The following is a 4,968-nucleotide window of genomic DNA, read 5'->3' as shown; positions in this document are numbered from 1 at the left end:
GGTGGGAAAGGGTGGGGCCGGGTGGCCCCGCTCGCCGGCGAGAGGTGCATAGCAACATGTCCGCCGACAAAAAGGTCATCGGCCGCCGCCTGCGCGAGGTACGCGAGGAACCGCCGTACTGGACGCGCGGGGACCTCGCGCGGCTGCTCCGCGACGCGGCGACGCCCGAGGAACTGCCCTACATCGCGCACGTGCCCAGCCTCGAAGGCATGATCAAGCAATGGGAGAACGGGCGGTACACCCCCAGCCGCCGCTATCGGTTCTTGTACGCCCGCGTGACCGGGCGAAGCGAAGCCGAACTGTTCGGCTCGGGCGCGTCCACCGCCGCCCCTTGGCGGGCCGACGGGCTCAACGGCGCGTTCACGCCCGAGGATGAGGAACGGCTAGTCCTGGCCGCGCGGCGCCCCTCGCGTGTGGACTTGACCGTCGTGGACTCCCTCGCCACCATCCTGGCCGGGCATCGTCGCACGGAGGACGCCGTCGGATCGGCTCCGCTCGTCGAGCCCGTCCGCACCAGCCTCGCCGTGCTGGAAGGTCTCGTGACTGGGGCGCGTGGCCCGATTCGCCCAAAGGTCGTTAACGTCGCTGCGCAGTGGGCGCAGTTCTTCGGGTGGCTCAAAGCCAATGTCGGCGACCTGGCGGTCGGCAAGGGATGGCTCGACCGGGCGCTCGAATGGGCCATCGAAACCGACGACGCGAACCTGATCTCCGAGGTGCTGTCGTTCAAGGGGCATGTCGCTTGGATGGCCGGTCAACCCGGACCCATGATCGGTTTGTCAGCCGCCGCGCTGCGCGGTGACGGGCTCTACCCGGGGCAGTACGCCATTTCGGCGGCGCAGGAAGCCCGCGGCCACGCCATGGTCGGCGCCGCCTACGAGACCGAGCGACTCCTCGACCGGGCCGACGAGGAAGCCGCTGCCGCGCGGGAGCGGCTGGAGGAAGCGCCGCCGTGGCTGTACTACCACTCGCCCGGCTTTTTCGAGCTACAGCGCGGCCTGGCCTACCGGTACCTCGGCCGCCATGATCGAGGAGTCAACCATCGCGCGGTCGAAGCGCTCAGCCGGGGACTGGGCACGCTGCCAGCGGGGATGCGCGACTCGGAGTGGGCCGGCGAGTTCGTGTACCAACTGGGCCGCGCGCACGCGCAGGCCGGCGAACTTGAACGGGCGGTCGCACTCGGCGAAGACCTGGCGGAACTGGCCGAGCAAATCGACTCCTCCCGTCTCGCCGGGCAGGCCGCCGAGCTACGCTGACGGAGCGATGCACCGGCGCCCGCCCTCTGTGAGACGGGCGCCAACCTCCTTCAGCTCGTGCGGTCGATCGGGAACAGGCGAACCGACTCATACCCGTCGTCCCAATGCCCAGAACTGCAAGCGCTGACGTTCGGCCGGGGCGCTCCTCTTCCGTAGGTCAAAGCCGAGCCAGCCCAATTGGTGGGAGGGGTGGGGCATCGGTGGTGGGACGGGACGAGGTGGACTGGGCATGTCGACTCCACGCCGTCGCGGCCGGCGGGGCTCCGGCCGCACCTTTGCCCGCGTTGAGATCTTCTCCGAGAACAGCCCCGCGTGCACCCGGCCGCACGCAACGCCACCAACTGGCTGTCCAGCTCCTGATCCTTGGATAACGCGCATACCCGATCTGGATCGGCGGTGCCGACGGCTCGACCGCTTCGGCGGCCTCCTCTGGGGCTGCACGCCCAGTAGCGGCGGTCGCGCACGGTTACTTCTTCTCTGGTCGCTGCTTTCCGAGTCCCGGGCCGCTTGGTTGCGGGCCGAGGATTTGACCCCTTCTGCGGTCTGCGCCCGCCGGGTGTTGCTTCGCTACTAAGTGGTACCGTATAGTGGTACTCGGTACTACAAGGTACCTAGATCGAAGAGGGTCAGCGATGGACGACCTGACGGAGATGCTGAAGGGCACGCTTGAGGGCTGCGTGCTGGAAATCATCGGCGGCGAGGAGACCTACGGGTACGCCATCACGCGTCGGCTGAACGAGCTCGGCTTCGCCGACGTCGTCGAAGGGACGGTCTACACCATCTTGCTGCGGCTGGAGAGGAACGGACTCGTCCAGGTGACGAAACGGCCTTCCGAGGTCGGTCCGCCGCGCAAGTTCTACGCGCTCAACGACGCCGGACGCAAGGAACTCGCGAAGTTCTGGGCGAAATGGCAGTACGTCTCATCACGCATCGACAGCCTCAAGGAGGGCGGGAGATGAACTTCTGGGAGACCGTCACAGGCAGCGATCTCACTAGGGAATGGAAGGTGTTCGAAGCCCGGGCCGCGGCCCTGCCAGACGACTACCGGGCGGCATGGGAACAGATCGTAGGCCACCTCTTCCCTCACTCGACCTTCACCGGCCGCAACCTGATGCCGATCCTCGACGGCGCCCTGGGGTTGCTGGAGGAGACCGCGGCGGACGGGCAAAGCGTCCAGGAGGTGCTCGGCGACGACATCGCAGGCTTCTGCACGGCGCTGGCCGGCGGAGAAGGCGCTCGCACCTATCGCGACCGGTGGCGCGAGCAGTTGAACAGGAATGTCGCAAGGAAATTGAGCCGGCTGGGAGGCTGACGTGGGCATCCAGGACATCATCGAGGGCAAGAAGCAGTGGCGGGCGCACGTGGCTCGGGTCAAGGCACTCCCGCCGGACTACCAGATCGTCTACAAGGAGATGCAGAGGTACCTGTTCAAGGTCGGACCGGTCGACCTGCCTGACGGGCCCCTGCTCCCCGGGATCGTTGACTTCTTCGAGGAGGGCGTCGCCGCAGGCAAGGGGGTCTTGGAACTCATCGGCAACGACGTCGCCGCCTTCTGCGACGACCTGATCCAGGACTCTCCCACCTATGCGGAGGTCTACCAGGAATCCAGGAGCGGGGAACCCGGTACGGCCGGGAAGTAACCCCCTCAACCGGTGCTGGTGGAGTTCCCAAACCACCAGCCGTATTTCCGGTGGCATCGCGGCCCGCAACCTCTGATCCCCTGCCTCCCTCTCCTGCGAGGAGCACCCATCATGTCCAACCTGGCCATCGCGGCTTATGGACTGCGCAAGTCCTACCGCGACAAGACCGGCGAGAAGGTCGTGCTCGACGGCATCGACCTGGCCGTCCCCGAAGGAACGATCTTCTCTCTGCTCGGCCCCAACGGGGCGGGCAAGACCACGACCGTCCAGATCCTGTCCACCCTGATCGGCGCCGACGGCGGCGACATCGTCGTGGCGGGCCACGACCTGGCCACCGATCCCCAGGCGGTCCGCGCGGCCATCGGTGTCACCGGCCAGTACTCGGCCGTGGACCGGTTCTTCACCGGCGAGGAGAACCTCAACCTGATGGCCGACCTGCACCACCTGCCGCGGCGGACGGGCCGGCAGCTCACCGCGCGGCTGCTGGAGCAGTTCGACCTGGTCGAGGCCGCGAACAAGCCCGCGTCCACCTACTCCGGCGGCATGCGGCGCCGGCTGGACCTGGCGATGACGCTGGTCGGAGACCCCCGCGTCATCTTCCTGGACGAGCCCACCAGCGGCCTGGACCCACGCAGCCGCCGCACCATGTGGCAGATCATCCGGGACCTGGTGGAGGGCGGCGTCACGATCTTCCTCACCACCCAGTACCTGGAGGAGGCCGACCATCTCGCCGACCGCATCGCGATGCTCGACCACGGCGCCCTGATCGCCCAGGGCACTCCCGAGGAGCTCAAGCGGCTCATCCCCGGCGGGCACGTCAGCCTGCGCTTCGCCGACGAGCACGGCGTCGACTCCGCGCTCCGCGCGTTCGGCACCGGCTCCCTGAACGACGACAGCGAGGCCCTCACCCTGCGCGTCCCCAGCGACGGCAGCGTCGGCTCGCTGCGGGAGGTGCTCGCCCGCCTGGACGACCAGTCGATCGACGTCGAGGGGCTGACGGTGCACACCCCCGACCTCGACGACGTCTTCCTCACCCTCACCGGCAAGGAAGGAGTCCGATGAGCACCGCCGTCCGCACCCACACCCTGGCCGACTCGGCGACGATGATCCGCCGGCGGCTGAAGCACATGCTCCGCTATCCGGCGATGACGGTGCAGACCATCGGCATGCCGGTCGTCTTCCTGCTGCTGTTCGTGTACGTCTTCGGCGGCACGCTCGGGAACGGGCTGGCCGGCGGGGGAGGCCGCGAGGCGTACCTCAACTACGTGACCCCGGGGATCATCCTGATGACCACGGTCGGCGCCGCCACCGGCACCGCCATCTCGGTGGCGATGGACGCGGCCGAGGGGATCGTGGCGCGGTTCCGGACCATGGCCATCTCCCGGTCGTCGATCCTCATCGGGCACGTCGTCGGCACGATGGTCTCCATCGGGATCAGCATCGTGGTCGTCACTGTCGTCGCCCTGGCGATCGGCTTCCGGCCCACCGCCGGCCCGGTCGAGTGGATCGCCGCGGCGGGCCTGCTGGCGCTGTTCGTCTTCTCGCTCACCTGGCTGGCGGTCGCGCTCGGCCTGGCGGCCAAGAACCCTGAGGGCGCCAGCAACCTGCCCCTGCTGCTGATGCTCCTGCCGTTCTTCGGCAGCGGCTTCGTGCCCACCGACTCGATGCCGGCCGCCCTGCGCTGGTTCGCCGAGTACCAGCCGTTCACACCCGCCATCGACACCCTCCGCGGCCTATTGATGGGCGACGCCATCGGCACCAGCGGCTACCAGACCATCACCTGGTCCGTGTGCATCACCCTGGCCGGGTTCCTCTGGTCGATGAAACTGTTCAACCGCGACCCCAGCCGCTGACCGATCCAACCGCCGGCGACCAGGCCGCACAACACCCAAGCGGGGCCGCCAGAACTGCTGTTTCCTCCCCGAGGAACACTAGAATCATGATCGCGTCTCCTGCGCTGAGGTTGAATGAAGGGGAACCGGTAAGCGCTGACGTTCGGCCGGGGAGTCCTCTTCCGTAGGTCAAAAGCCGAGCCAGCCCAATTGGTGGGAGGGGTGGGGTGATGACTCAGGCGG

The 4,968-nt window shown here is 67.9% G+C and carries 7 protein-coding genes; all 7 read left to right on the top strand.

Annotated features, from left to right (window positions below; genetic code table 11):
- Positions 1-56: 56 nt before the first annotated feature.
- The 7 genes from E1298_RS44040 to E1298_RS44010 all read left to right on the top strand — a co-directional run bounded on the left by E1298_RS44040 (position 57) and on the right by E1298_RS44010 (position 4,746).
- Entirely contained in the window at positions 57-1,253 is a 1,197-nt protein-coding gene (locus E1298_RS44040; RefSeq protein WP_131903326.1) for a helix-turn-helix domain-containing protein, read from the top strand.
- Between the two features lie 180 nt (positions 1,254-1,433).
- Positions 1,434-1,541 carry a DUF2510 domain-containing protein gene (locus tag E1298_RS52070; RefSeq protein WP_424923220.1) on the top strand — a complete coding sequence of 36 codons (108 nt, stop codon included), beginning with the start codon at positions 1,434-1,436 and terminating at the stop codon, positions 1,539-1,541.
- A gap of 344 nt (positions 1,542-1,885) precedes the next feature.
- Positions 1,886-2,212, top strand: coding sequence for a PadR family transcriptional regulator (locus tag E1298_RS44030; RefSeq protein WP_131903324.1), 327 nt, complete (start codon positions 1,886-1,888; stop codon positions 2,210-2,212).
- A complete protein-coding gene (locus E1298_RS44025) occupies positions 2,209-2,565 on the top strand; it encodes a DUF1048 domain-containing protein (RefSeq protein ID WP_131903323.1) in 357 nt (118 codons plus the stop codon). Before E1298_RS44030 ends, E1298_RS44025 begins: the two co-directional genes overlap by 4 nt.
- Position 2,566: 1 nt before the next feature.
- The gene (locus E1298_RS44020) at positions 2,567-2,893 is read left to right on the top strand and encodes a DUF1048 domain-containing protein (protein WP_131903322.1); all 327 of its coding nucleotides are present in this window, start codon (positions 2,567-2,569) and stop codon (positions 2,891-2,893) included.
- Positions 2,894-3,004: 111 nt separating this feature from the next.
- On the top strand, positions 3,005-3,955 hold the full coding sequence (locus tag E1298_RS44015) for an ATP-binding cassette domain-containing protein (protein WP_131903321.1): 951 nt from the start codon (positions 3,005-3,007) through the stop codon (positions 3,953-3,955).
- Positions 3,952-4,746, top strand: coding sequence for an ABC transporter permease (locus E1298_RS44010; protein WP_131903320.1), 795 nt, complete (start codon positions 3,952-3,954; stop codon positions 4,744-4,746). The genes E1298_RS44015 and E1298_RS44010 overlap by 4 nt, the downstream gene beginning before the upstream one ends.
- Positions 4,747-4,968 lie beyond the last annotated feature (222 nt).

The organism is Actinomadura rubrisoli, assembly GCF_004349215.1.
GTDB lineage: Bacteria > Actinomycetota > Actinomycetes > Streptosporangiales > Streptosporangiaceae > Spirillospora > Spirillospora rubrisoli.
The sequence above is the reverse complement of the archived record's forward strand: the minus strand, read 5'-3'. Positions and strand labels throughout refer to the sequence as shown.

Coding starts and splice junctions, on each gene's coding strand:
- E1298_RS44040 (WP_131903326.1), top strand. CDS start 57: ATGTCCGCCGACAAAAAGGTCATCGGCCGCCGCCTGCGCGAGGTACGC.
- E1298_RS44030 (WP_131903324.1), top strand. CDS start 1,886: ATGGACGACCTGACGGAGATGCTGAAGGGCACGCTTGAGGGCTGCGTG.
- E1298_RS44025 (WP_131903323.1), top strand. CDS start 2,209: ATGAACTTCTGGGAGACCGTCACAGGCAGCGATCTCACTAGGGAATGG.
- E1298_RS44015 (WP_131903321.1), top strand. CDS start 3,005: ATGTCCAACCTGGCCATCGCGGCTTATGGACTGCGCAAGTCCTACCGC.
- E1298_RS44010 (WP_131903320.1), top strand. CDS start 3,952: ATGAGCACCGCCGTCCGCACCCACACCCTGGCCGACTCGGCGACGATG.